Genomic DNA, 23746 nt, shown 5'->3' with positions numbered 1-23746 from the left:
TCATGGGCCGATCGGTCAGCTATCCCAGCGGCGCAATCGTCGCCTTCACAGTGCTTGAGGTCGAAGCCGAAGACGATTGGGAATTCGAGTATGAATGGCTGCGTGACCATCTGTGCGAGCGGGCCGCCAAAGCCTTCCCTTCGCTGATCCCGCATGACGGCTGGCGAGGAAGGGAGGACCGGATCCTCATGCGCAATGCCTACGCAGATTTCGGTGTATCGGTCTACGGCGGGCTGGTGGCCGTCTGGATCGCCCAACGCGATGACGGGGCCTATTGGGACGCCGATTGGCGCACGGCCCGCTCACCGCGGGCACAGCGCTGGCTGTCCCCGATCGCATCCCGTTTCGATGCCTTGTTTGGCGACTACGATTGCCTCGGGCACATGTCGAACGGCGAGGGGATCTACACCAAGCGCGCAGCTTGAGGCCTGCGAGTTGGTTCGTCGCGGCGCTGGGTGGCCATCCCTGACTGCACTTTGCCAGCCGCTCATGGTCTGTCGCCATGCGAGAGAGGCCCTGGGCCAGCCGCCAGTCTTGCGCAACCCGGCTTGGGCGGGCCCGTGTTGGCCTTGGCCCTTCGGGCTCAAGGCCTGCCCGCGCCAGCCCGCCAAGACGGGTTCCCCCTTACGGGTGCACAATCCTGCCTGAAGCTGGCCCTGACGGGCTCTCGCTGGCGCAGCCATGAACGGGTGCGTCGGCCTCACGCCAGTCAGGAGGACTTCCCCATGCACACGTCATTTGCCGATCAACTCGCCGGGCTCGATCTTGCCGGCTTCTCGATTGGACCCGCTCCCCTATCGACCAACGATTTCCCGGTCCGGGAGGCGGTCGTCCAAACTCTCGAAGCGGTCTGGTCCGATCTTTTCGCCATGGTGTCCGGGACCGCGCTTGAAGCCGACGCCGAAGATCTTGGCTGGGCCTTCGTCAACATCTTTCACCGCTCCGCCGAACGCAAATCGACGGCCCTTGACCGGGCGACCGACGAGGTCCGCGCGCTGATTGCTACGGTCGATGGATCCGAGGTCCACACCCATGACCTGGAGACCCAGGTCGAGCGGGCGCAATGCGCCGAAAGTGCGATGCTGGCGCTCGAGGAGATGCGCGAAGTGGCGGCAGCCCTTTACCTCAACGAGTTCGGTTCCTCCTGGAAGCCGGTCTCCAGTTCTCGCTTCAATCACAGCGTCATGCTGACTTCCGCACTCGTCGAAGGGCGCGACTTCCTGCGCGCCCGTGCCGAGGCCAAGCGCCGTGCGGCGGTGCCCGAAGGAACCCCTGTCGTTTTCGCTGGCGGGCGCACCCGTCATGCGACCGAGGACGATGCACTGACCTTCGGCAACAACGTCTGGGCAACGCTCGACAAGGTCCGCGACCGCGTACCCGACATGGTGCTCATCCATGGCGGCGACACCAAGGGCGTCGACCGCCTGGCATCGAGCTGGGCCGAACGGCGCGGCATCCCGCAGGTCACGTTCTCGCTCGACATGCGGCTGGGCGCTCGTGCTGGGTTCAAGCGCAACGAGCGTATGCTCTCCCTCGATCCGCGCTACGTCATCGCCTTTCCAGGCAATGGCGTGCTCGAACGTCTGGTCATCGAAGCCAAGGCCCGGCGGATCACCGTGGTCGATCGGCGCGGGCCCCTCGGCACCAATCCGAAGAGCACTTCGGCAGGCACTGACTGAGGTCATGCCGGTCCTCGCGCCAGCGCCGGGTCGGCGCTGGCGTCGTCCGTCAGTGGAAAGGCGCGCGCCTGTGGTTTGGAGCCAGCGAATGGTCGATGGCTCCTTTCTACAGGAGGTATTCCATGATCGATATCGAGGCCGTGATGGCCGACTTTGCCGTTCGCCAGGCCGAGCGGCAGATGCAGGTTGCGGAAGAGGTTCAGCAGCTCAAGGTCGCCATTCTTCCGCGCTTGCAGGATGCCGGCATCGCCCGTGTCGAGATCCGCTTTGATGGCTGCGGCGACAGCGGTGCCGTTGAAGAATGTGCATGCCTCGATGCAGCCGGCGCGGGGATCCCGTGCCCGGATGTGACCCTCTTGGAAGGCGAAGCAGACAGCGTTGATCGTACCGGTTCCAGAGAGCCGCAATCACTCGGGCGGGCACTCGAACAGCTGACCTACCTGGCGCTCGAACGTCACCATCCTGGCTGGGAGATCAACGACGGTGCCTGCGGCGAACTGGTGATTGATGTGGCTGAGGCGACTTTCGTGCTCGACTGCAGTCTGCGCTTCATCGCCACCGATGATCATTCGACCGAGCTCTAGGAGATCAAGCATGGCGCACTGCTACTACCACGCTCTCTCGTCGGTCCGGAAATGGGGCGGCACGGTCGATGACTATCTCCCGCTTCACCAGTGGTTCGACCAGTCCAAGGCAATCCTGGCAGACCAACGGCACCGCGCGCTGCGGCACCATGCCGAGGGGATATTCATGCTCGAAACCCTGTTCGGCGAGACCCTCGTCAATGCCGATGGCCGGGTCGTTCCGGTGCGTCTGGTCGGCGAACAGCACGTACGCGAAGACCTGGGCTCGATCCCCTCCTTTGCGGACTGGGCGCGCTTGATCACGCCGCAGACCTGGATGCTTCGAGGCAACCCTCTGGACGGCGCTGAAGGGGTGACGATCGATATGCCTCTCCCCGGCGAAGCAGTTTCGTCCAGGAATGAGCCATCGGTTGGAGGAGCGGTTAGTACCGTGATCTAGAATGGGGTTCTCCGGTGGAAGGTCGGGCATGGATGATCCGGCCAGGACCGGAGGGAAACGGGGCAGGGCAAACCTGTTCAAGGCATCCAGCTCCACCCGGCTTCGATGCAAACCTGTCCCTGAATCACCCCCCGTCGAGACGCGCAACCCGGATCAGGTCCGACCGAGTTGCCGGGCACGATTTTGCGCATCGCTGGTGCCGAAAACCGGTTCCCACTTTTCGGCGCGATGCTGCGTGCCCGACTGCCCGCACCACCCGAACCAGTTCCGGGTTTCCCTTCGGTGCGCTTCGCCGCGGGGCGCTTCTGCTCGGGTTTTGCAGCCGGGATGGCCCCGGATTGCTCGATCAGGAGAAAGCCCATGACCAATCTCGTTATCCTCGTTGGCCGCATCGCTCGCGACCCCGAAACCCGCACCACCCAGGGTGGAACCAGCATCACATCGATCTCGGTCGTGACCGACCGTCCCGCCCGCAAGGATGGCAAGACCTACAAGGACGAAAACGGCTACACCGCCAAGGACAGCGAATTCCATCGCATCACCTGCTTCAACGGCCTGGGCCAGAATGTCGCCAAGTATTGCACCAAGGGCCAGCTCGTGACGGTCGAAGGTCGCATCCACTACACCCAGTGGGAGGATCAGAGCGGCACCAAGCGCTACGGCTGCGAGATCATCGCCGACAAGGTCGACTTCCTCACCAAAGGCCGTTCGGGCAGCAACGAGGGCGCTCCCGATATCGATGAGGACTGAATGTCCTTGCCTCATGAGAAGGCCCCGGTGGCACACGCCATCGGGGCCTTTTCTTTTGCTCTGGGGCTATGCGGCGGCGCGGGGCATCGAACCCCTTGCCGCCGCGGAGCGGACTTTACGCGGGAGCAATTCGCTTCAGTGTTTCCTCGATCCCGAGCGCCATCGATGCGCGAACGATCTGGCGCAACTGTGCCGGTTCGATCGTCTCCGCGCCGCACTCGATCAGCAGCTTTCCGAGTTCGGTCGCTGCTTCTTCGCGGAGACGTGCCTCCTCGTTCTCGAGTTGGGCACGCTGTTCACGCAACTTCTTCAAGGCATCTCGTGCAGTAGGCTTGGACCTGGCCATAGTGCTTCCTTCTTGCTGGCCGTTGGTCCCCTCCGCTCCCGATCTTGGCACTGCGGGCGCATGTAGGAAAATGGTTTGTGGGGCAGGCGTTGCGCTACTGCGCAGGCGTTGGAGAGGTCTCTCTCGCAGAAAGACCAAGTGTGATGCGGGCTTTGGGGCTGCGTCAAGGACGACGGGGCCCCACCATTTTTACCGGGCAAGCCCGGCAAAAATCGTTGCCCCCATCGCCGCTTCGCGGCCGCTATCGCGGTCCCTGACCCAGCCCGTCACCCACATCCTTCGCAGCTCCTGATGCGACGCATCGAACATCAGGAGGAAAGATCATGTACGCTTCACTGAACATTGCCGCTGCTGGTCCCGCCGCCGATCAGGCAGCCTTCGTTGCTGCCCTGGATCAGGCCCATGCCCGGTCCCTTCACAGCTACTTCACACAGTACGTCCTGCCCGATGACGAGGCAGGCTATATCGCGGTCGATGAAGGAGATTACGGCGCCTTGCCCAAGGCCATGCTGGACCGTGTCATCGACACCGTGCCGGGCCGTCTCAGCGATGAATTCTGACCCGCCGGTTTGGGAGGAAGTCCGTCAGGGCTTCCTCCTTTCTTTTTGCTCGCAGACCGTTCCGGCATCCCTCGGCCGGTACGGGGAGGCGGGTCGACGGCGTCAGTCGGGGGTATCGGGACGGTCGAGATCGGCGAGCCGCTCCGGCATACCCAGAACCTTCAACGCCGCGGCCTCAATGGCTTCTGCCTGTGTCGGGAAAGCCTCGGAGGAACTGATCGACACCCCGTTCGGGTAAGTGACCGTTGCCTGGAAACCATTGCGCTTCGGTGTCGCACTCAATGTGACCTGGCCAATGCCGCGCTTCCTTGCTGCCCGCATTTGTGCCTGCATCATAGGCATAGATACCGTCTGTGCCTATCGGGATCCGAGGGCCCGGCAACCTGCCCGGCGCCCCATAGAATGGGGATGGCAAACTGCATCATCCGTTACAGGCTCAATGGCTGGTTCTTGTCCTCGCAGCTGGGGACTTAGGAGCACACCCTACGCGACTGGTCGCTGTAAAGACGGGCAGAAAAAATACTCAGTTTCAGAGGAATAGATCGAATTTTGTGAAATGGCAGCTTCTCCGTCAAAAGTGACGGGGGCCAGGGGAGTTACGTGGATTTGACCAAGGCGAGGCCGAGAATGGCGGAATTCCGCAGTCCTATATGTTCTTGACATGTTCTTAAATCTGACTTAGCTTCACTTCCGCCTTTCGCAGTGTGAACCGGGCTCCTGACCAAAAGGAGTCCGTGCATGACACGGCCAATCTGTCTCCAGGTTTACATCTCCAGCGAGCTCAGCTCGCTGATCCGCAGGGCTGCCAAGGCCAAGGGGATCAGCATGAGCGAGTGGGTTCGCGCCTTGCTCGCCAATGCCTGCACCGAGGACGAGCTTGCCTCGCGGCTCGACGCTTCCATTGAACGCATTTCCCGTCGCTCGGTGTTCCTCATGGTCGGGGTTGATGCGCTGCTGGCGGGCCACCCCGACCACGCGCTGCGCGGTCGGGCTCACCAGGCTTACGTGCGCAAATGCAAGGAACTCGGTCTTTCCACAGCTGCTGGCGAAGGAGGCTCCGATGAAGCGTAATCTCGTCAACTTCACGCGTGGCAGCCAGCTGCTCGGACACTTCAGCTTCATGTTCGCGGCGGGTCTCAAGGGCCCATTGATTGTCGCCGCGCTCGTGATCTCATGGACCTCATGGTGGACCATTTCGGCAGGCCTCACCGATCACGAAGTCTATCTCGTTTGGATGCGGATCTACGCTGCCATCTACGGCTTCATGGAGTTCGACCCCGCCAAACGGATCACCTTGGAAACCGCCTTTGGCGCGACCATCCAGTTTCCGATTGCCCAGCTCGACCACTACCCCCCGGTGGACGATGCGTGGGAGAAGCTGATGGCGCTTCTGACCAGTGCCTTGTGGCGGTCCGGTTTCCTGCTGGTCCCCGCTTTTGCCATCTTCTACTGGTTCGCCGAGCGGTTCGGTGGCCGCTCCAAAGAGCGCAAGCATGAGCGCGGCGCGATGCTCGTTACGCTCCCCGAACTCGTCGATGAATTGACCGCACACAACCGGCGCGAGCGCACCCGTGAGCTTGATACCGCGCTGGGCTGGAAATGGCGCCTCAGTCTGCCGCGAGAGATCGCCCGGGTCTTTCCGTATCGGCCATCGCACATCGCAACGGTCTCCTATCCCTGGCGGCTCGAACAAAGCCATGCGATGCTCATTGGCACTACCGGTATGGGCAAGACCGTGGCGATCTCCGACATGATCGCGGAAGCAAGAGCCAAGGGTCAGCGCTGCGTGGTCTTCGATCTGACCGGGGCCTTTATCGAGCACTTCCATGCTGCCCATTGCGACATCATTCTGAACCCGCTCGATGCGCGCTGCCCCCAGTGGAGCCTGTTTGACGAATGCCGCTCCGAAGGTGAGTTCTGGGCCGCCGCGGACGCCCTCGTCCCCCATGACGGGGGCGGAGAAGCCCAGTTCTGGGTGATCGCTGCCCGCGCGCTGTTCGTCGAATTCTGCCTCAAACTTGTGGCCGAAGGCAGAGCGACCAACGACGCCCTGGCGCGGGAGCTGATGACCGCGGACCTCTCGCGCGTTCATGCCATGATGCGCGGAACGATCGCCGATCCGCTGACCGCGCCGGAAGCCGCACGCATGGCGGAATCGATCCGTGCCGTCTTCAACGTGAACGCCAAGGCGCTCAAGCTGCTGCCCACTGCCGGACCTCGTTTCTCGGTTCGCCAATGGATCGAGGACGGGACCGCTAGCGCCAGAGGCGAATGCTCGATCCTGTTCATTTCGGCTCGCTATGTCGACATGAGCGTCTGCGCGCAGCTGCTCACGCTCTGGCTCGATACCGCCATGAATACGCTGATGACGATGCCTCGCACCCGCGATCTCAAGTGCTGGTTCTTCGTCGATGAGCTGGGTGCATTGCACCGCCTGCCGGCGCTCGAGAAAGGCTTGCAGACAGCGCGCAATTTCGGCGGCGCGATTGTCCTTGGCCTTCACGCCTATGCCAAGCTCAAGGAGGTCTACGGCGAGAACATGGCAATGACGCTGGCATCGCTCGCCCGGACCAAACTGATCCTTGGAACCGCCGACCGCGAGACGGCCACCTGGTGTTCCGACTTCATCGGCCATCGCCAGGTCAGGGACATGGAAGAGGGCTACACCTATGGCTACAACAATGCCCGCGATGCGGTCAGCCTCACCCCGCGCAAGCACATCGAGCCGCTCTTGCTGCCCGACCAGCTGATGAACCTTCCGCGCCTGTCGGGGTACATCAAGTTCCCTGATGGCTTTCCCGCCGCACCGATCAAGCTGAAGCCCGTCGACCGACCCAAGCGGGCGGAAACCTTCATCGCCAGGGTCAAGGACAGCCCGAAGGCAAGGGTCACGGAGATCCATCCGGCGGCGGAGCAGGCAGAGCAGAAGGCAGCGCCGAAAGGCGGCGAGCATCCCTCGTCGAACGACGACGGCGCCGGCAAGCCGGTCGTCCCGAAGCAGGGCGAGCTCGCCTTCGACCAGGGTGCGCGAGCTGCCTCGAAAAAGGAGCCTGAAGCGCCTGCCAAGGATCTTGGGCGAGCAGTGGAACGCACACCCGGCAAGACGTCGAAGGAGCGAGAACCGGCAACTCGTTCCGGGCAAGACAAGTCGGGCAAGGCCAAGACGGACCGGTCGAATACCAGAACCGATGCTCCGCCGCGAAAGGCTGGACCTTCCGCCCGCCCACTTCTCCCGACAGGCGAAGCCGCAGCGGCGCGGGATCAGTCGGCTGCTGCAAAGGGCGCTGCTCGGCCCGGCACGCCCGACGCGAAGGCGCTGCAAGAGGGCAAGCCGGGCAACCCGAAGAGCCAAGGCTCCAGCGATGCCGCCGCGCGCAAGCTGATGATCGAGGATGGTTTGCGGGAGCACGAGCCTCCGCCGATCACTGGTCCCGATCTTGGTGACATGGAGATGTGAGCATGTCGCTGACTGCCTTGGCGTGGGGGACCGATCGATGCTGTCGGTAGCCAATGTCCGCACCGCCGGCGGCGCGGCCAACTACTTCGCTGCCGACAATTACTACACGCGAGCGGATGCCGATCGCTCGGGTGAATGGCTGGGGAAGGGCGCTGCCGCGCTCGGGCTTACTGGTTCCGTCGACGCACGGCAATTCGAGGCGGTCCTTAAGGGACTGCTGCCCGATGGTAGCCGCGTCGGCAGTGACAACCGGGCGCACCGGGCGGGGACCGACCTCACCTTTTCGATGCCGAAAAGCTGGTCGGTCCTTGCTCTGGTCGGCGGCGACAAACGGATCCTCGATGCCTATGCGTCGGCCGTCCGGGAAACCCTGCGCTGGGCCGAAACGAACCTTGCCGAGACCCGGATGGAGGTTCGCGGAAAGGAGCGTACCGTCCAGACCGGCAACCTTGCGATCGCGCTGTTCCAGCACGATACCAATCGCAACCAGGAGCCCAACGCCCACTTCCATGCCGTCATTGCCAATGTGACTAGAGGGGCCGACGGCAAATGGCGGGCGCTGCGCAATGACAAGCTCTGGCAGCACAATACCTTGCTCAATGCCATGACGATGGCGCGGTTTCGTCTGAGTGTCGAGAAGCTCGGCTACGAGGTCGGTGAGTTCGGCAAGCACGGCAATTTCGAGGCCGTCGGTGTGCCCAAGGCGGTCCGGGATGCCTTCAGTTCCCGGCGAGCGGAAATCCTGGAAGCGGCCGCCCAGATGAACTTCTCAGGGCCAGGCGTTCTTGATGCTGCAACCTTGATGACCCGGGCCGACAAGGGGCGGATCGAAGATCGCGATGCGCTGACGCAGCAGTGGCAGGAAGCGTCCGCGAGGCTGGGCTTTGATCCCGCCACGGTGATTGCCAGAGCCAATGCTCGCAGTGCGCAGGAACTTGGCAATGTGACCGGCTTGAGGCCAACCATGCGCGCGCTTGTCCGCAATGTTCAGGACCTTGCAACCTCCTTTGCCGAGCGCCTTGGCCTGCGCGAAGGTGACCCACTGATACCTGCCCGGCTGAGCAATCACAGTGTCGAGCAGGTCGCCGCAATTCATGCAGTCGCCTCGGCTGTGCGGCATCTGGGCGAGCGGGAGGCGGCCTTCAGCCGGGCCGAAATCTACCGTGCAGCGCTTGGCTTTGCGCTCCCGACTTCGCTCGCTGACATCGAGCACCGCGTCGACCAGCTTCTCCGCCAAGGGCATCTGGAGAAGGGCAGGGGCGCCGACCGGGAACTGCTGACGACACGCGATGCCATCAGTCTCGAACAACGCATCATCGCCGGGGTTGAAGACGGGCGCGGCGCTGCGCCGGCGATTGTTTCTCCCGACCTTGCCGGGTCCCGTCTGCAGGCCCTGTCCCAGATCAAATACGGGCTGACCTTGAACGCCGGACAGGAAGGGGCAGGGCGTTTGCTGCTTGGCTCGAACAACCGCATCGTCGCGATCCAGGGCGTCGCGGGCGCAGGCAAGAGCACGGTCCTCAAACCCGTCGCCGATATCCTGCGCGAGGAGGGCAGAGCCGTGCTCGGGCTCGCGGTGCAGAACACGCTGGTCCAGATGCTCGAGCGCGACACGGGTATTGCCTCGATGACAGTGTCGCGGTTCCTCGCCCGGCACCGCGATCTCCTTGAAGGGGCCGATGCGGACCGTCTCGCCGAGGCGCGGGCCGACATGCGCGGCACCGTCGTGCTGCTCGATGAGGCATCAATGGTCGGCAATGCCGACAAGGAGAAGCTTGTTCGGCTGGCAAACCTGCTGGAACTCGGCCGCTTTGCTAGCATCGGGGACCGCAAGCAGCTCGGTGCAGTCGATGCTGGAAAGCCGTTCGATGTGATGCAGCAGGCCGGGATTGAGACGGCCGTCATGAACACTAATCTCCGCGCACGGGCAGAAGGCCTTCGAATGGCACAGCAAGCGGCGCAAGAAGGGCGCATCGACGATGCCATGCGCCATTTGGCACCGCAGGTGATTGAGGTTGGGAATGATGCTGCTGTCGAAGCTGCCGCAGCCTGGCTGTCCCTGTCGACAGCCGAGCGCGAGGCAACCGCAATCTATGCCTCAGGCCGAAACCTGCGCAGCGCCGTGAACGATGCGGTGCAGACCGGCCTCAAATCCAGCGGCGAGCTTGGTCCTGACACCATGCGGCTCCAAACCCAGTCCCGCGTCAATGTAACCCGCGAGGAGCTGCGCTATGCGAGCACTTATGCCCCCGGCATGGTGGTCGATGTCGCGCGGCGTCAGCGCAGCCAGGGCCTTGCAGCAGGCGAATACCGGGTGGTCGGAACCGATGTGGCGCGCGAGCGGGTCACGCTGGAGAACGCGCGTGGCCGCCAGTTCGAGTTTCGTCCCGGTCAGATCAGGCCGCAAGGTGAGCAGGATCCGCTGCGTCTGTTCGAAGTCCGCGCCCTCGACATTTACACCGGTGACAAGATCCGGTGGACCGAGACCGATCACCAGCGGGGCCTGCTCAATGCCGACCAGGCCCGGATTGTCGCAGTCGACAAAGACGCTGTCGTGGTGAAGACATCCTTGGGCGCAGAGCACAGGCTCGAGCAGGGCGACCCGATGCTGCGACGTCTCGATCTTGCTTATGCGCTCAATGCCCATATGGCGCAGGGGCTGACCTCCGATCGCGGCATTGCGGTGATGGACAGCCGCGAGCGTTATCTGGCCAACCAGCAGACGTTCCTGGTGACAGTCACACGGCTGCGCGATGGCCTGACCCTCTATGTCGACAATGCTGGCAAGCTTGAAGCGGCGGTCGAACGCAATGCCGGCATGAAGCGCTCGGCGTTGGAAACGGTCGATCTCCTCCGCGATGCGGCAGCCAAAGGGCAGGCCAAAGATCGTGTCGATCCTGCACCGGAACGCACGCCGCCAGAACTTGACCGGTCGATCACCAAGCCGTTCGAGATCGGCATCTAGCGTCCCACTGTCCTCATGCGTCCGCACATGGCCGGTTGACGCGAAGTTCTTTATTTGTTCTCATTGACCCATGCCCCGAATCTCCGATGATATCCTCCTTACCCATCTCGAAGTCGCACTGGCCGTTGCGCCGGAGCACACGCTTGTCCGTCTCAATTCCGATGATCCGCGCGCCCAGCGCAGCGCCAGGGTCGATCTGGCTCGCCATTTGGTCGAACGCATGCGCGGCTTCACCATCGAAGGCGACAGCCATGGCGGCCCGGGCGCGCAATCGTGTCTGTTTACGGGCGATCTGTCGCCGATCAGATGAACTGGTAGTCTTATCGAGGAGGGTTACTGTAGTGGCCGGTCCGGGGCGTTGGAGCTCAGCTGGATAATCCGCTCGGCGATAGCCTGCCATGTCCGAATGCCCGCCTCGTCGCCAGCAAGTGCGAGCGCCCCAATCTGCTCGGCGACGTACAAGGGTGCCTTGTCGCCATGAGTTTGCAGGACATGGTTGGCGCAGGCCCAGAGCTCCCAATCGCTGAGCATCAGCCGAGCGCGCTGATGGCCGCGCCGACCGTCGCGTAGAGACCATAGGCGACGAAGGCAGCGGCAAGGAGGAATTCGAGCCGGAGTTTGAATGCAGTCGGTCGAGGCTTTCCAGCAGGCCATATCTGGTCGCAGGCAAATCCGTTGAACCCTGAACGCTCCCCGACCACTTCGACGCGGGCGCCGATGAATTTCCGTACCTGGCGGGTGTTGTCGAGTTCCCAAGTCCCGCCACCGTCAGTTCGCAGCACCGGTCCGTTGGCCGACCATTCGACGAAGCCGGTCAGATGCGTGGTGCTGCTCACCGGCAAGCCGGGCCTTTCCAGTAGCGATCCCAGCGCAGGACCGTGCCGGTCTTGATCATGGCGCATGACAGATCAGCACCTGACGGCAGACGGCACCAGGCAGCGGTCCTGTTTCCGCCAGCGGCCCCCTCGGATCGGCATGTCAGCCGCGGACCTCTGACCACCACATGACCGGTCGAAATTGTTCCCTTCGCGCCGCCCATCAGCCGTACCAGCGCATCGCGCGCCTCAATTGCGGTGGCATCGGGGCAAGGCTGATTGGTGCGGCAGGTGCCGTCCATTTCCCGGGCCGCGATGCCCGCGATCCTCAGGTGAGGGCCTTCCGCACACCAGACTGGACCATCACCATCCCAGACATGAGTGGGCGTGCAGTTAAATGTCTGCCCGGAAGCGACGATCGAAGCGGCAAGGAGGCCAAGCATCAGAGGACCACCTTAGAGCGCCCGTCCGAACCAGAGAACCCGTCCGACGATATTGAGCGTGCGTTTCTCGAGGCCGCGCCAGCTTGGATAGGCAGGGTTGTCGCTCAGGACCGACGCGCGCTTGCCCTGCGGTTCGAGGGCAATGCGCTTTACGCTCAGCATGTCGTCCATCCGCAGGACATAGATCCCATCTCTCAGCCGCGACTGGCCATCCCCGAGATCGACCATAACCTCGTCGCCATCATGCAGGGTGGGCTCCATGGAGTCCCCATGGACCGCGATAATCGAGAGGCTCGATGCCTTGCTCGCGGTCAGTCGGCGAAGCCACTTCTCGTCGAAGCCGAACTGCGCGGATTTGGCTTCCATTTCGGCCAGAGCGCCATGGCCGGCTGATGCCTCGACATTGAGCAAAGGTACATGGACCAACTCTACCACCGGGCCTGAGCGGCGGGCAGGGGCTCCAAGGACCTTCTCATCGACTCCGAAAAATCGCGCCAGGACCGAGCGATCCTGCTCGTCCAACTGCCGCGGACTGCCGCGCCGAATATACTGCTGGATGTAAGCGGCATTGCGCCCCAGCAGGCGCGAAACCGAGGAGTAATTCACCCCTCGTTGCTGGATCAGTTCGTCCAGGGCTCTGCGTGCGTCGTCCATGACTGCCAGTCCTATCGCGGGCACCTAGGAAAATCGATCCTAGACTCTAGGAAGCCTTCCTAGTAAGAACATAACAAGAACGCAAGCTTAAAGCGAGTCTATGGCGATGGAGCTATTGGAGCAGATCGAGGCATATCTGGCGCAAACACGGACGTCGCCGAGCACCTTCGGTCGGCACGTCGTGGCAGATCCTCGCTTCGTTCAGGACCTTCGGGATGGGCGCAGGCCGCGCCGCAAGACCTGCCAGAAAGTGTCGGAATTTCTTGCGAGCTCAGAGGCAGTTAGCCGCAGGTAAATTAGCGAAATCCGGGCAAGCAGCTTTCCGAATCTCGTTGCCTCGCCATCAAGCATCCACTACGCTTACCCATACAGAAACTGGTTTAGCCCAGTTTCTTGGGGGATCTGGCGATGGACAGCGATTCGGGATTGCGACGCGGGGTTGAGAGCCGCCTCGAGTTCATCGAATTCAGGCTCTTCTGGGAAGGGCATGTCAACCGGAGTGACCTGATCGAAGTTTTCGGCGTTTCGATCAACCAAGCTTCGACGGATCTGAACAGATATCTCGGCCTGGCTGAAGCCAACATGGTCTACGACAAGAGCGCCAGGACTTATGTTCGTAGCTCGACATTCACGCCCGTATTTCACCAGCCCGACGCATCCCAATATCTCTCCCAGCTCAGATCGCTCTCGGATGGGATCATTGCCGCCGACGACAGCTGGATCGGAGGTTTGCCGAGTTTCGCCTGTGTCCCGACTCCCGCCCGCGGTGTCTCGTCCAAAATTCTGAGGGCCATCGTAACGGCGATCAAGCGGCACGAGGCGATCGAGGTTTTCTACCAATCGATGTCATCCCCTGAGCCCGCTTGGCGGTGGATCGAACCTCATGCCTTGGTGTTTGACGGCTTCAGATGGCATGCTCGGGCGCATTGCCCACGCAGTAGCGCCTTCAAGGATTTTGTTCTCTCGCGCATCACCGATACGCGTTCATCAAAGCCGGCAGAAGCTAGGCCTTCCGGCGATCGCGAATGGGAGGAGCATGTTGAGCTGCAGATCGCGCCTCATCCCGCGCTGAGCGCTGGTCAGCGCAAGGCGATCGAGCTCGATTACGGAATGGAAAGGGGCGTGACGACCATCCCGGTGCGGCGGGCTCTCCTCTACTACGCATTGAAGCGCCTTGGATTGGATACCGATCCGGCAGCACGTAGCCCCCAGGACCAGCAGATTGTTCTATTGAACTGCCGCGACATCGACATCGGTTCGAAGGGTGTCATCGAATAGTGCTATACATCGGATTTTTGTTTCGGATTTCTATTAAGTTTCCGCCATTCTAATCTGTGTCTGGTTCGAGTTTGTGTAAAGCTGCCTCGCATCGGTTTGAAGTTGGACAGTTAGGCTTTGGAGAGCTGCAGATGAGTATGGGTTACAATATTCCTTTGGTCACCTCTCTCTGCGACATCAGCCCGGACGTGTTCTCGATGAGCCGATCCGAGCAAGTGGAGCACCTCTCATCGATTGGCGACGCTGATATTTCGACTGCGCGTGCCTTCTACGCTCGCAACCACGTTACAAGCGGAATGTCCGAGTTCCTGCGTGGCGCTATGCGGCGCCTGTCCGGTCAAAGCCAACAGGCGGTCTTCGAGCTTCGTCAGGCGATGGGCGGCGGTAAGACCCACAACATGATCGCCCTCGGCCTCTTGGCTCGGTTTCCGGAGTTAAAGGATCAACTTCCAGACACGATCACGGCCGGGATGGGTGACGAGCCTGCTGTAATCGCCACCGTCAACGGGCGGGACGTTCAGAACTTCATTTGGGGGGACATCGCCGAGCAGCTTGGTCGGGCGGAGGCGTTCCGGGACCACTGGGTCAACGGGCCGAAGGAGATGAACGAGGGGGATTGGATCCGGCTCATAGGGGACCGGCCCACCCTGATCATGCTCGACGAGCTCCCCCCGTACCTCGCCATGGCGCACACAAAAACGGTCGGTCAGGGGACCCTGCTGGACCTTCTAAAATACTCAATCGCAAACCTTTTCTCCGCCGCGATGAAGCTCAAACGCTGCGTGGTCGTGGTCGCCTCCCTCGACGCCGCCTATGACGAGGCGCGCCGGATCTTAGGCGGGCAGCTCGCGGACCTCCAGAAGGAGACGAGCCGCGGCGCGAAGTCGATCACCCCGGTCGACCTGAACACGGGCGAGATCTACGACATCCTGCGCAAACGCCTCTTCACCCGACTCCCGGACCCGGACGGGGCAGAGGTGGACAGAGTGGCGCAGGCCTATCTTGCCACCTACCAGGAGGCGATTCGGGGCCGGGCGCTAGCGAAATCTGCCGAGCAGATGGCTGACGAGATCGTCGCCTCCTACCCGTTCCACCCGAGCTACAAGGACATTCTCTCCCTTTTCAAGGAGAACGAGAAGTTCCGTCAGACCCGGGGCTTAATCCAGTTCACCGCGAACCTGATGCGCGGGGTCTGGGGGAGAAAGGACCAAGAGGAAGTGTTCCTGATCGGGGCGCAGTTCCTCGACTTCTCCGACCAGGAGACCCGAGATCAGGTAAAGGAGATCGAGCGGTCGCTGGAGTCCGCTCTAGCCAGCGATGTTTATGACACGGACGGATCCGCGCACGCTCAGGGCATCGACGGGGACCGGAACGACCGCGCCGCGTCGCAGGTGGCCACCCTCCTGTTCATCTCGTCGCTGTCGGACAACACAGACGGGATCCGGGGCCTGCCCCGCGACACAGTCGTGGAGTACCTGGTCTCCCCCGGCCAAGAGCCGACGCGGTTCATCGAGGCGTTCGACCAGCTTCGGGACCGTTGCTGGTACCTGCATAATCGGGACGGGGATCGGTGGTACTTCTCCGACATCGCCAACGTCCGCAAGCAGATCGAGGACAAGGTCGGAAAGATTCCGCAGGACCGGGTCGACGAGGAGATGCGTCGCCGCCTCACGGACATCTTCCGTCCCGTCAACAAGCTCGCCTACTCTGAGCTGGTGGTCCTTCCGCGGGTCGATGAAGTGAACCTGACCCCGTCTAAGCGGACCTGTCTGGTCCTCTCCCCCGACGCGAAGTCCCCGCCCGCTGCGGCAGCGCGGTTCTTCGACGACGTGGTTTACAAGAACGCGTTCTGCGTGGTCGCCGGGGACGGGTCGAAGATGGCCAGCGCGGAGGACAGCGTCCGTCGCCTCCTTGCGATCGCTGCCGTGAAGACGATCGTGGCGGACACCCCCCGGCACCAGCGGGAAATTGAGACGGAGCAGGAAACGACCGAGATTGGGTTCAACTCCACCGTCAAGAGCCTCTTCAACGCGGTTTGGTACCCGCAGACGAAGGAGCTGAAGAGCGCCCGGATCGACCTCGGCCACTTCCAGGAGCGGGGAGTGATCCAAGGGGAGAAGGCGGTTGAGGCGGCTCTCGCGGGAGGAGGGGCAAAGAAGCTCGTCGAGCTGGACCCGGAGAAAACGGACGGGCTGATCCAGCGCTGCGAAGACCAGCTGTTCCCGGAGAACCAGTCCCGCACCCGCTGGTCGGACGTGCTGGAGCGGGCCGCGTCGAACCCTCGCTGGATATGGCTCCCCCCGAAAGGAATGGAGGAGATCAAGGCAGCCGCCCTCGCGGAGGGCCGCTGGGTCGAGGAGAACGGCTACGTAGACAAGAGCCCGCCCCCACCACAGCCACTGATCAGGGTCACTCGGATCGGCGGGGACGAGGCGACCGGGGAGAGCGAACTGGAGCTCGCCGTCTCGAACGCCGGGCGGGCACCCGAAGTGCTGGTTGCACCGACCCGGGAGGGGCTGGACGCCGGTGAGATCATCACGGACCGAACCTATCGGACCACGGAGGTGGAACTCTGGTTCCAGGCCCGTAACCCGGAAACAGGGGAGGTGAGCGAGCCGTACCGCTGGGCCGGGTCTATTACGATCACTCATGAGCGGCGTGATAACGCGGGCATGTGGCAGGTGACCCTCGCAGCGCGTCCCGAGGCGGAGCTGCGCTGGAACACCTCGGGGATCAACCCGAAGGACGGGTCGCTCTATAATGGCGGAGCGATAGAGATCGACGGGAGGCAAAAGACCACCCTCTACGTCTACGCGGTCAAGGGGGGCGTGTCCGCGCAGCGGACCTTCGCCTTCGACGCGGTCGGCGCACAGCGAACCATCAACAACGAGCGCCCCGCCAAGGCGAAACGTGACTTCCAGTTCGCCTCCAAGGGGGAGGTTCTCCGGGTCGTGCGGGCCGCGAAGGGGAAGGAGAGCGTCCGGTTCCACGGGGTCAGCGTCACTGTTGGTGAGGGGGAGCGGAGCCTCCGGGTCCGCAGCGGCGGGGACGTTGCCCTGTCGGGTGCGGACATCGAGACGATGATCGACGGGCTGCGCGGTGCGCTCGGGCAGCCGGACGCGGAGGTGCAACTCCGGTTTCGGGAGGCGGACTTCCCTGATGGGTATGCCCTGAAGGACTTCGCGACCCAAGTCGGGATCGACATCCCGGTTGAGGACGTGGAGCAGGAGGCCTGATGGCGGATAAGGTGATCACCCATGGGTTTGGGGTCCCGAACGACCCCCTGCCGCACCAGTTCTTGGTCCGGATCCCAGCGGGCCGCACGGACACTGTCGAGGTCTGGGAAGACTTCGGCGCAGCCGGGGTCGGGACCGCCGCGCAGCGGCTCTGCCGGGCTACGGTGCAGCGCGACACGTGGCGCCAAGTGGCGGAGGGGGTGAAGGCCCACCTAAACCGGCGCCTGAAAGAGAAGGACCTGAAGGCATCTCGCTTCAATGCTGGGGACAACCGGGTCGAGCGGATCCTCGGGCGCGAGCTCTGTGTACTCGCCTGGGCGATCGAGGACGCGACCCCGGACGAGGCGGCGATCGCCTTCACCCGCTGGTCTTCGCACCGGCCGGAGGAGCTCTGGTGGCTTTTCCAGCAAATCGACCGGGACGGGGGGGAGTGGGACAGCCCCAAGACCGGGTGGCGGGTCGCGATCCGGCACGCCCTGATTCGGGACGGGGAGGAGGCGCCGAAGACGCCCCGTCGCCCGCGTCCGGTGGATCCGGCCGAGAAGACACCTGACCTGTTCAGCAAGTTCTGAGGATTGATGATGACGATGACCGCCACCGAGAAATCCGCCGTTGTGCCGTTAAGCTTGCGGGACGCTCCGTCCCTAATCGAGCGGGCCTGGCCGACGGCGAAGATCTCGGCGGAGACCCAGAAGGAGCGGAAGGCGGTTCAAGGGCAAACATTGACCGGGCTTGGTTCCTACTGGAAGGGACGCAAGCCCCTGATTTTAACCCGGGCCTGCGTCCTCGCGGCACTGATGCCGGCAACCGATGATCTGGAACGGGACGTCGAGATCTTCGAGAAACTGATGGGGATGGCGGACGAAACGTTCGGTCGTCGGTATGACGGTGGGCCGACTGCCTTCGTGAAGACGTTCCCGGATCACGCGCTTGAGGTGGCCGAGGATACAGGGCGTTCTTGGGTGTGGCGCGATGATCTTGACCCGCGTGAACGTCAGCGTCGGATCGCGCAAGCCTTTATCGACATCCCTTACGGACAGCGCCTGGAGAAGGTGAAACGTCCTGAGGAGTTGGCGGAACATGAGCTGCTAGACGGGATCTGGGGCGAGGTGAACGCTCATCTGCGTACGCGTGCCAGTTCGATTGCCGAACTGGTTGAACAGCTCGGGGTCATGCGGTTTGGGCGACGCCCCCTTTTGGCCGACACCTTCTCCGGTTCGGGATCGATTCCCTTTGAGGCGGCCCGGGTCGGCTGTGACGTCATCGCGTCAGACCTGAACCCGATCGCCTGCATGCTGAGCTGGGCCAGCTTCAACATAGTGGGTGCCAGTCCTGAGCGGCATGCGGAGATCGTGCGCGAGATGCGTCAGATCGCAAACAACGTGGACAAGGCGATCACGGACATTGGGATCGAGCATGACGCCGACGGGAACCGGGCGAAGCTCTACCTTTACTGCGTTGAGGTCCGGTGCCCCCGGACCGGCTGGATGGTGCCTGTTACCCCCACCTGGATGATCTCCAAGAAGCGGAACACCATCGCCCGGCTCATCCCCGACCACGCGAACAAGCGCTATGAGATTGAGATACTTAACGGGGTCACGGATAAGGAAGTCGAGGCGGCGGAGGTCGGAACGCTCCGGGGCGGTCGTCTCCATCACCCGATGCTAAACGATGACCTAGGCATTTCCATGAAGGAGATCCGGGGGGACTTCCGGGTTGACGACGGCACGAGCGGAAACCGGCTCCGGCTGTGGGAAAAGGATGACGTCCGGCCCCGTCCGAACGACATCTTCCAGGAACGCCTCTATGCGATCCAGTGGATGGACGGGCAGGACATCAAGAAGGGGAAAGCTAACCCTAGAACCTGGTTCGCTTCCGTGACGCCCGAAGACCTCGCACGTGAGGAGGAGGTCGTCGAATATGTTGAGCGTCATCTGGCCGAATGGCAGCGGGATGGGTTCGTTTCTGACATGCAAATTGAGCCTGGGAACAAGACAGATGAACCGATCCGGACACGCGGCTGGACCTACTGGCACCATCTGTTCTGCCCACGGCAAATTCTCTTTACAGCTCTAATACTGTCTGAGGCAAAGATGTCGCCAGAAGGCCGCGCCTTCGCAGCAAAATTCATTGATTGGAACTCTAAGCTCTGTCGCTACGGGACAGGCGCCGCGCGAGAGTCTGTGGCCCAAACCTTCTATAATCAGGCCCTCAACACGTTCCCAAACTACGGCGTGAGGTCATTCGGTTTCGCCCGCTCGTATCTAGAAGACGTGCCCAATAATTCCCCGCTATCTGGCCAGAGTAGGCTGATCAGTCGTCGTGCAAGTGAGGCTGATGAGCACGTAGACATCTATCTCACAGATCCTCCCTATGCGGACGCGGTCCAATATGACGAGATCACCGAGTTTTTCATCGCATGGCTGCGGAAGAATCCGCCTGCACCGTTCGATAAGTGGATCTGGGATTCCCGCCGGAACCTCGCCATCAAGGGCGAAGGGCAGTCCTTCAAGACAGCGATGATCGACGCCTATGGCGCGATGACCAAGCATATGTCGGACAATGGGATCCAGATCGTGCAGTTCACGCACCAGGATGCCAAGACCTGGTCCGACATGGCTCAGATTTTCTGGGGCGCGGGTCTTCAGGTGGTTCAGGACTGGTACGTGTCGACTGAAAATATGACTGAGCTAAAGAAAGGTGGCTACGTCCAAGGGACCCACATGATCGTCCTAAGGAAACGCCAGGGCGAGCAGTCCGGCTACCAAGATGAAATTGTCCACGAGATCCGGGACGAGGTGGAGCGCCAGATCAAAGACATGATCGGGCTGAACGACCAGATGGACGCGGCGCGCGGCGAGAATATCTTTAACGACGCCGACCTTCAGATGGCCGGCTACGCGGCCGCCCTCAGGGTTTTGACTGCTTACACGAAGATCGATGGCAAGGATATGACGCAGGAAGCGCTCCGCCCACGCAAGAGGGGAGAAAAGACCCTGGTCGACGAGCTTACTGAGTTCGCGGTCCAGACTGCCAACGAATTCCTGGTCCCGGATGGGCTGGAACGGGAGCTATGGCTCGAGCTGAACGGAGCCGAGCGGTTCTATCTTAAGATGATGGACATCGAGGAGGCCGGTGAGGCCAAGCTCGACCAATTCCAGAACTTCGCCAAGGCGTTCCGGGTTGGGGACTACGATGACCTGATGGTTTCGAAGACTCCGAACAACTCGAAGCTCAAAACCGCCAAGGGTCTCGGCCGCGGCGCCATGGCCGAGGGGGTTCAGTTCGGCCGCGACAGCACTGTCCGGCTCGCTTTGCGCGCAATTTGGCGCGTCGGCAAGGAGGACGAGGTGGAGGACGTGCTAGACGAGCTACGCGACCTGATCCCGGACTACCTACGCAAGCGGGACGTGCTCCGCCAGATCGTGGCCTACGTTGCCACGAAGCGGGAGCGGAATGACCCGGCAGAAGCGAGCGCAGCTCGGATCCTCGGGACCGCGATCCAAACGGAGCGGATCTAATGAGGAGACGCGCGTCGTGCCTGACCTGATCTCCCGCTTTTCCTCGCGCAATCACCGCCTCTCCCATGTCTTCTTGAAGGACCGGCTGAAAGGGGCAGAGACCTATGACCGGATCGCCGGGTATTTCCGCTCCTCCATTTTCGACCTGATCCACGAGGAGATCAGCACAATCGGTCGGGTCCGGATCGTCTGCAACGCGGACCTAGACCCGCGTGACCTGACGGCGGCCACGCTCAGTCAAAAGGCTCGCGACCAGGCGCAGGTCGAGCGGTGGCACGAGCAAGGGGACGAGGTCGACGCACTCTTGGAGCGGCCCCGCTGGCGGCGCTTGCACGAGCTGTTGACCGCCGGGAATGTAGAGATCCGGGTCGTCTCACGCGATAACGCGCCCTTCCTGCATGGAAAGGCGGGGGTAATAACCCGCCCCGACGGGACCACCTCTAGCTTCATTGGGTCCATCAATGAGACCGCAAATGGGTGGGTGCAATCCTACGAAATGATCTGGGAGGACCAGTCCCCAGAGGCGGCCACTTGGGTCCGGTCCGAATTCGACTGGCTCTGGAAAAAGGGGGTGCCCCTTTCACAGGCTGTGATCGACGAGATTGGTCGGACAGCCAACAAGATAGAAGTTCAGGTGGAGGAGATGCAGTCCGACCCGGTCGGACTGGCTAAATCCGTCACCGTCGAGAGCCCCCTCGTGCGCCGTGGAGAGGGACTCGCCCCATGGCAGAAGGCTTTCGTGAAGATCTTCGTAGAGCACGACCAGAAATACGGGGCAGCTCGTCTCCTGCTCGCCGATGAAGTAGGGGTCGGAAAAACCCTATCAATGGCCGCAACTGGCGCGCTCTCGGTCCTGATGGGGCACGGGGCCTTCCTCATCCTCTGCCCGGCCACCCTGACCCTCCAATGGCAGATGGAGCTCTGGGACAAGCTGGGTCTCCCTTCCTGTGTCTGGGCGCGCGCGCCTCAGAAGGGTTGGTTGGACCATCGTGGCCACCTCTACCGGTCACGGGATCCTGATGACGTGCTGCGCTGCCCAGCGCAAATCGGGATTGTCTCAACCGGCCTCCTTGTACGCGGCGGCCCGGAGGCACAGGCACTGTTGCGCGGGACCTACGGAATGATAGCGCTCGACGAGGGGCACAAGGCTCGGGTCAAGCGTGGGATCGGGATGGATGAGCCGGAGCCAGGTAAGCTCTACCAGGCCATGGAGCGCCTTGCCGGGCGAACACGCCACCTAGTAATCGGGACTGCAACCCCGATCCAGACGCACCGGGAGGAGATCTGGGACCTTATGAAGCTACTCGCCTACGGGCAGGATCATGTCCTTGGGCGGCCGAGCGCGTCTCGGTGGTGGGACTCAGAGCAGGCACTCGACCTAGTTTCTGGTCGGACGGCCCCGCCGGAACCAGAAGCGGCCTGGCCTTGGCTCCGCTCACCACTCCCGCATGCCCGCGAGGCAGCCGTGTTCCGGGCGATACGAGAGGACCTGAAGGTCCGGGAAGACGAGTTTTTCACTGACCGCGGCCTCGCGGATCTGGACGATTTCACCCGCGAGGACCTGGCGGAGGTGCTCGAAATGGGAGAGATCGCCCGTAAACTGCCGTTCATGCGGTACCACAACCCGCTTGGCCGCCATGTAGTCCTGCGCCGCCGTAAGACGCTTGAGGAAGCAGGACTGATGGACCGGATCGCGGTCAACATCCACCCGCGCCCTAGCACCTCCCCGGCGGTGTTCGAGCGTGGTGCGGTCCGCACACCGCATTTCTATGACCGAGCTTACGAGGAGGTCCAACTCTTCACAAAGGCAATGAAGGCGCGTCAGGCTGGAACTGGGTTTCTCGGAAATCTGATGATGCAGCGCATATGCTCCTCCATCGCGTCCGGAATAGCGACCGCTACGAAGATGCTGGAGCGCCGCCGCGAGGGAATTCTAGCCGAAGAGGCTGAAGATCCTGACCTGCTGGAAGCGATCGAAGAATTGGGAGCGGAGGCTTATGCTGCCGCTGTGGATGTCGAGGCGATCCATCTCGAACGGGTTTTGGAGATTCTGTCTTCGGCTAAGCAGGAAGATCCAAAGGGACGTGCTGTCCTGCACTATCTTGACCAAGAGGGGTGGCTTGCGCTCGGCTGCATCATCTTTTCCCAGTATTATGACACTGCTCGCTGGGTAGGTGAGTTAATCAGCGAGACGCACCCCACAGAGCCGGTCGCGGTATATGCCGGGGTTGGAAAGTCAGGTGTCTTGCTTGGCGGGGAGTGGCGGTCGATCGACCGCGAGGACATCAAACGGGGGGTCAAGGAGCGGAAGCTTCGGGTCGTCTGTGCGACTGACGCCGCCTGTGAGGGTTTGAACCTCCAGACTTTGGGCACCCTAATCAATGTCGATTTGCCGTGGAATCCGTCTCGTCTGGAACAGCGGATCGGTCGAATCAAACGGTACGGCCAGCAGCGTCGCGAGGTGGATATGGCGAACCTGGTGTATTCAGGCACTATCGATGAACGGGTTTACCAACGTCTCTCGGAGCGCATGCAGGACCGCTACGACATACTTGGCTCGCTGCCCGATACCATCGAAGACGATTGGATCGAGAATATTGAGCGACTTGAGGCGGAGCTCAAATCTTTCACCAAGCCGGAAAGTCCGGCTGATGTTTTCAGCTTGAGGTATGGAGATTTTCTCGAAGTTGGCGATGGCGACGCTGACTGGGAGCTTTGGACTAAAGTAGTTTCACGCAGAGATATCGAGACTTTGCTTGAGCGTCCCTGGGGCTCTGGCAGGTGAACGGCCATGCGATACCGACCTCAAGGGGAACCGCCTTTGCACGCCGGTTACCGCGGAAACATGGGAATATGCCTTTAGCCCAGCAGAGAGTGCATTCTACGAAACGCCGAGTGCATTCATCCTTGATGGGCGCGCCTATGCATCGATCCTCGATGGGTGGGCCCAATCCGCGAGGATGCACTCACTCATAGCACTGCAGACGCTAGCGGCGAGTTCGATTGCTGCGATCCAAAG

General features: G+C 62.1%; 21 protein-coding genes. 15 read left to right on the top strand and 6 right to left on the bottom strand.

All coding sequences use genetic code 11. The annotated features are described in order from the left end of the window. Window positions 1-2 precede the first annotated feature (2 nt). The 5 genes from IQ25_RS00365 to IQ25_RS00345 all read left to right on the top strand — a co-directional run bounded on the left by IQ25_RS00365 (window position 3) and on the right by IQ25_RS00345 (window position 3452). Window positions 3-425, top strand: coding sequence for a hypothetical protein (locus tag IQ25_RS00365; protein WP_144901162.1), 423 nt, complete (start codon window positions 3-5; stop codon window positions 423-425). 300 nt (window positions 426-725) lie between these two features. Continuing rightward, on the top strand, window positions 726-1679 hold the full coding sequence (locus IQ25_RS00360) for a DUF2493 domain-containing protein (protein ID WP_144901160.1): 954 nt from the start codon (window positions 726-728) through the stop codon (window positions 1677-1679). A gap of 122 nt (window positions 1680-1801) precedes the next feature. Beyond that, window positions 1802-2263, top strand: coding sequence for a DUF6878 family protein (locus tag IQ25_RS00355; protein WP_144901158.1), 462 nt, complete (start codon window positions 1802-1804; stop codon window positions 2261-2263). Window positions 2264-2273: 10 nt separating this feature from the next. After that, complete coding sequence (locus IQ25_RS00350; RefSeq protein ID WP_144901156.1) at window positions 2274-2702, top strand: DUF6915 family protein; 429 nt, start codon at window positions 2274-2276, stop codon at window positions 2700-2702. Between the two features lie 360 nt (window positions 2703-3062). Then, entirely contained in the window at window positions 3063-3452 is a 390-nt protein-coding gene (locus IQ25_RS00345; protein WP_007688363.1) for a single-stranded DNA-binding protein, read from the top strand. 115 nt (window positions 3453-3567) lie between these two features. On the opposite strand, the gene IQ25_RS21280 is transcribed toward IQ25_RS00345, so the two are convergent. Continuing rightward, entirely contained in the window at window positions 3568-3798 is a 231-nt protein-coding gene (locus tag IQ25_RS21280; protein WP_007688360.1) for a DUF6437 family protein, read from the bottom strand. Between the two features lie 323 nt (window positions 3799-4121). On the opposite strand from IQ25_RS21280, the gene IQ25_RS00335 reads away from it, so the two are divergent. Continuing rightward, the gene (locus IQ25_RS00335) at window positions 4122-4358 is read left to right on the top strand and encodes a hypothetical protein (RefSeq protein ID WP_144901152.1); all 237 of its coding nucleotides are present in this window, start codon (window positions 4122-4124) and stop codon (window positions 4356-4358) included. Between the two features lie 102 nt (window positions 4359-4460). On the opposite strand, the gene IQ25_RS00330 is transcribed toward IQ25_RS00335, so the two are convergent. After that, window positions 4461-4655: a hypothetical protein gene (locus IQ25_RS00330; RefSeq protein WP_144903008.1), complete on the bottom strand. Its 195-nt coding sequence runs from the start codon at window positions 4653-4655 to the stop codon at window positions 4461-4463. Between the two features lie 441 nt (window positions 4656-5096). Here IQ25_RS00330 and IQ25_RS00325 point away from each other — a divergent pair, with 441 nt between their 5' ends. The 4 genes from IQ25_RS00325 to IQ25_RS00310 all read left to right on the top strand — a co-directional run bounded on the left by IQ25_RS00325 (window position 5097) and on the right by IQ25_RS00310 (window position 11090). Continuing rightward, a complete protein-coding gene (locus IQ25_RS00325) occupies window positions 5097-5429 on the top strand; it encodes a hypothetical protein (RefSeq protein WP_066554166.1) in 333 nt (110 codons plus the stop codon). Next, the gene (locus IQ25_RS00320; RefSeq protein WP_144901150.1) at window positions 5419-7815 is read left to right on the top strand and encodes a type IV secretion system DNA-binding domain-containing protein; all 2397 of its coding nucleotides are present in this window, start codon (window positions 5419-5421) and stop codon (window positions 7813-7815) included. The genes IQ25_RS00325 and IQ25_RS00320 overlap by 11 nt, the downstream gene beginning before the upstream one ends. A gap of 37 nt (window positions 7816-7852) precedes the next feature. After that, on the top strand, window positions 7853-10780 hold the full coding sequence (gene mobF, locus IQ25_RS00315; RefSeq protein ID WP_144901148.1) for a MobF family relaxase: 2928 nt from the start codon (window positions 7853-7855) through the stop codon (window positions 10778-10780). Between the two features lie 70 nt (window positions 10781-10850). Beyond that, the gene (locus IQ25_RS00310; RefSeq protein WP_144901146.1) at window positions 10851-11090 is read left to right on the top strand and encodes a hypothetical protein; all 240 of its coding nucleotides are present in this window, start codon (window positions 10851-10853) and stop codon (window positions 11088-11090) included. Between the two features lie 23 nt (window positions 11091-11113). Here IQ25_RS00310 and IQ25_RS21275 read toward each other — a convergent pair whose 3' ends face one another. Genes IQ25_RS21275 through IQ25_RS00290 form a run of 4 tightly spaced genes read right to left on the bottom strand, consistent with a single transcriptional unit; the run spans window position 11114 to window position 12692 of the window. After that, window positions 11114-11311, bottom strand: coding sequence for a DUF6961 family protein (locus IQ25_RS21275; RefSeq protein ID WP_144901144.1), 198 nt, complete (start codon window positions 11309-11311; stop codon window positions 11114-11116). Then, window positions 11311-11616: a DUF5818 domain-containing protein gene (locus IQ25_RS00300; RefSeq protein ID WP_144901142.1), complete on the bottom strand. Its 306-nt coding sequence runs from the start codon at window positions 11614-11616 to the stop codon at window positions 11311-11313. Before IQ25_RS00300 ends, IQ25_RS21275 begins: the two co-directional genes overlap by 1 nt. After that, the gene (locus tag IQ25_RS00295) at window positions 11613-12038 is read right to left on the bottom strand and encodes a thermonuclease family protein (protein WP_144901140.1); all 426 of its coding nucleotides are present in this window, start codon (window positions 12036-12038) and stop codon (window positions 11613-11615) included. The genes IQ25_RS00300 and IQ25_RS00295 overlap by 4 nt, the downstream gene beginning before the upstream one ends. A 12-nt stretch (window positions 12039-12050) precedes the next feature. Continuing rightward, the gene (locus IQ25_RS00290; RefSeq protein WP_007688341.1) at window positions 12051-12692 is read right to left on the bottom strand and encodes a S24 family peptidase; all 642 of its coding nucleotides are present in this window, start codon (window positions 12690-12692) and stop codon (window positions 12051-12053) included. A gap of 408 nt (window positions 12693-13100) precedes the next feature. Between IQ25_RS00290 and IQ25_RS00280 the strand changes: the two genes are divergently transcribed. The 5 genes from IQ25_RS00280 (at window position 13101) to IQ25_RS00260 (ending at window position 23512) form a co-directional block, all read left to right on the top strand. Further along, entirely contained in the window at window positions 13101-13970 is an 870-nt protein-coding gene (locus tag IQ25_RS00280; protein WP_144901138.1) for a WYL domain-containing protein, read from the top strand. Between the two features lie 131 nt (window positions 13971-14101). Next, on the top strand, window positions 14102-17206 hold the full coding sequence (locus IQ25_RS00275; RefSeq protein WP_144901136.1) for an anti-phage-associated DUF499 domain-containing protein: 3105 nt from the start codon (window positions 14102-14104) through the stop codon (window positions 17204-17206). Next, on the top strand, window positions 17206-17778 hold the full coding sequence (locus tag IQ25_RS00270; protein WP_011445822.1) for an anti-phage-associated DUF3780 domain-containing protein: 573 nt from the start codon (window positions 17206-17208) through the stop codon (window positions 17776-17778). The genes IQ25_RS00275 and IQ25_RS00270 overlap by 1 nt, the downstream gene beginning before the upstream one ends. 9 nt (window positions 17779-17787) lie before the next feature. Then, complete coding sequence (locus tag IQ25_RS00265; RefSeq protein WP_144901134.1) at window positions 17788-20727, top strand: anti-phage-associated DUF1156 domain-containing protein; 2940 nt, start codon at window positions 17788-17790, stop codon at window positions 20725-20727. 16 nt (window positions 20728-20743) lie between these two features. Continuing rightward, window positions 20744-23512 (top strand): phospholipase D-like domain-containing anti-phage protein, encoded by a 2769-nt coding sequence (locus IQ25_RS00260; protein WP_011445820.1) that lies wholly within the window; start codon window positions 20744-20746, stop codon window positions 23510-23512. Window positions 23513-23746 lie beyond the last annotated feature (234 nt).

The organism is Novosphingobium taihuense (genome assembly GCF_007830315.1).
In the GTDB taxonomy this organism is placed as follows: Bacteria; Pseudomonadota; Alphaproteobacteria; order Sphingomonadales; family Sphingomonadaceae; genus Novosphingobium; species Novosphingobium taihuense.
The sequence above is the reverse complement of the archived record's forward strand: the minus strand, read 5'-3'. Positions and strand labels throughout refer to the sequence as shown.

Excerpts from the sequence above, each read along its gene's own strand:
- IQ25_RS00365 (WP_144901162.1), top strand. The coding sequence starts at position 3 with ATGGGCCGATCGGTCAGCTATCCCAGCGGCGCAATCGTCGCCTTCACA.
- IQ25_RS00360 (WP_144901160.1), top strand. The coding sequence starts at position 726 with ATGCACACGTCATTTGCCGATCAACTCGCCGGGCTCGATCTTGCCGGC.
- IQ25_RS00355 (WP_144901158.1), top strand. The coding sequence starts at position 1,802 with ATGATCGATATCGAGGCCGTGATGGCCGACTTTGCCGTTCGCCAGGCC.
- IQ25_RS00350 (WP_144901156.1), top strand. The coding sequence starts at position 2,274 with ATGGCGCACTGCTACTACCACGCTCTCTCGTCGGTCCGGAAATGGGGC.
- IQ25_RS00345 (WP_007688363.1), top strand. The coding sequence starts at position 3,063 with ATGACCAATCTCGTTATCCTCGTTGGCCGCATCGCTCGCGACCCCGAA.
- IQ25_RS21280 (WP_007688360.1), bottom strand. The coding sequence starts at position 3,798 with ATGGCCAGGTCCAAGCCTACTGCACGAGATGCCTTGAAGAAGTTGCGT.
- IQ25_RS00335 (WP_144901152.1), top strand. The coding sequence starts at position 4,122 with ATGTACGCTTCACTGAACATTGCCGCTGCTGGTCCCGCCGCCGATCAG.
- IQ25_RS00325 (WP_066554166.1), top strand. The coding sequence starts at position 5,097 with ATGACACGGCCAATCTGTCTCCAGGTTTACATCTCCAGCGAGCTCAGC.
- IQ25_RS00320 (WP_144901150.1), top strand. The coding sequence starts at position 5,419 with ATGAAGCGTAATCTCGTCAACTTCACGCGTGGCAGCCAGCTGCTCGGA.
- mobF (WP_144901148.1), top strand. The coding sequence starts at position 7,853 with ATGCTGTCGGTAGCCAATGTCCGCACCGCCGGCGGCGCGGCCAACTAC.
- IQ25_RS00310 (WP_144901146.1), top strand. The coding sequence starts at position 10,851 with ATGCCCCGAATCTCCGATGATATCCTCCTTACCCATCTCGAAGTCGCA.
- IQ25_RS21275 (WP_144901144.1), bottom strand. The coding sequence starts at position 11,311 with ATGCTCAGCGATTGGGAGCTCTGGGCCTGCGCCAACCATGTCCTGCAA.
- IQ25_RS00295 (WP_144901140.1), bottom strand. The coding sequence starts at position 12,038 with ATGCTTGGCCTCCTTGCCGCTTCGATCGTCGCTTCCGGGCAGACATTT.
- IQ25_RS00290 (WP_007688341.1), bottom strand. The coding sequence starts at position 12,692 with ATGGACGACGCACGCAGAGCCCTGGACGAACTGATCCAGCAACGAGGG.
- IQ25_RS00280 (WP_144901138.1), top strand. The coding sequence starts at position 13,101 with ATGGACAGCGATTCGGGATTGCGACGCGGGGTTGAGAGCCGCCTCGAG.
- IQ25_RS00275 (WP_144901136.1), top strand. The coding sequence starts at position 14,102 with ATGAGTATGGGTTACAATATTCCTTTGGTCACCTCTCTCTGCGACATC.
- IQ25_RS00270 (WP_011445822.1), top strand. The coding sequence starts at position 17,206 with ATGGCGGATAAGGTGATCACCCATGGGTTTGGGGTCCCGAACGACCCC.
- IQ25_RS00265 (WP_144901134.1), top strand. The coding sequence starts at position 17,788 with ATGACGATGACCGCCACCGAGAAATCCGCCGTTGTGCCGTTAAGCTTG.